Source organism: Arthrobacter sp. JCM 19049 (assembly GCF_001310435.1).
This window is the reverse complement of the sequence record NZ_BAXF01000614.1, coordinates 1-1,139: the sequence shown is the minus strand read 5'-3', so window position 1 is coordinate 1,139 and position 1,139 is coordinate 1. Positions and strand designations below refer to the sequence as shown.

The following is a 1,139-nucleotide window of genomic DNA, read 5'->3' as shown; positions in this document are numbered from 1 at the left end:
CCGGCGATCGCCGGGCACGCCCATGTGGCCCGGGCGATGCCCGCCAGCGGGGATGAGGTGCTGTGGCGCCGCGGCTACAGCTACCAGGAGGGCGGGAGTGCCGGCCTGCTGTTCGCCAGCTACCAGGTGGATGTGGCCCGCAGCTTCATCCCGGTCCAAACCCGGCTGGCCGAACTGGATGCCCTGAACGAATGGACCACCCCCATCGGCTCGGCCGTGTACGGGGTGCTGCCGGGCATCAGGCAGGGCATGTACCTGGGCCAGCAGCTGTTCCAGGCCGCAGGCACTAGCGCCGTCCGAAGGGGCCCGGGCGTGGGGCCCGGCCCCTTCGGAAGCGCACATGTGAGATGCGCCAACCAGCCGCCGGAAGCTTAACGGCGGTTGGCACGCAATGAGATGATGGAGAGGCTATGGCGACACAATCACGCGAACCCCGGCAGGCTGAGCTGGGCATGCCTGTCCCGAAACTGACCCGTTTCATCATCCCCGGTGTGCTGGGCATGGTGGTGGCTTTCCTGCTTGCCGTGCTGGTCGGCGGCATCACCGCCCCCCGGCTGCTGGCTGATCCGGGCGGGTTCGTGCGCTGGGCGCTGCCGATCAGCCGGATCATCCACCACACCGCGATGTCCGTGGCCATCGCCGCACTGATCTTCGCCTCCTGCATCATCCCGCGCAGCACCAAGTCGCGCCGGCCCACCGCGGAGAACCCGGTGACCGACGCCGGCACGGAGCACCCCTCCTTCACCCGCGCCATGAACCTGGCCGCAGGGGCCGGGGTGGTGTGGACGCTAACCGCCGGCAGCGTGCTGATCCTGACCTTCTGGGACCTGGCCGGGGTGCCGATCAACTTTGAACCGAACTACACCGCCGCGATCCTGGACTACATCCTGCAGATCGCCACCGGGCGGGCCTGGGCGTGGATGATCGTGATCTCCGCGATCGTCACCTCCCTGGCCCTGGCCGTGCGTTCCCAGGTGGGGGTGGGTCTGGTGGCCGGGTTTTCCCTGCTGGGCATCGTGCCGCTGGCCTTCATCGGCCACGCCGCCGGCGGGGATGACCACTACGCCGCGGTCAACGGCATCGGGCTGCACCTGCTGGCCGTGGTGCTGTGGTTCGGCGGGCTGGTGGTGCTTGGGCTG

General features: G+C 69.2%; 2 pseudogenes. Both read left to right on the top strand.

Annotated elements, in window-relative coordinates:
• Positions 1–375: pseudogene (locus tag JCM19049_RS14960) on the top strand (Dyp-type peroxidase domain-containing protein); the annotation flags it as partial.
• Between the two features lie 77 nt (positions 376–452).
• A pseudogene (locus JCM19049_RS14955) lies at positions 453–1,139 on the top strand (copper resistance protein CopD); the annotation flags it as partial.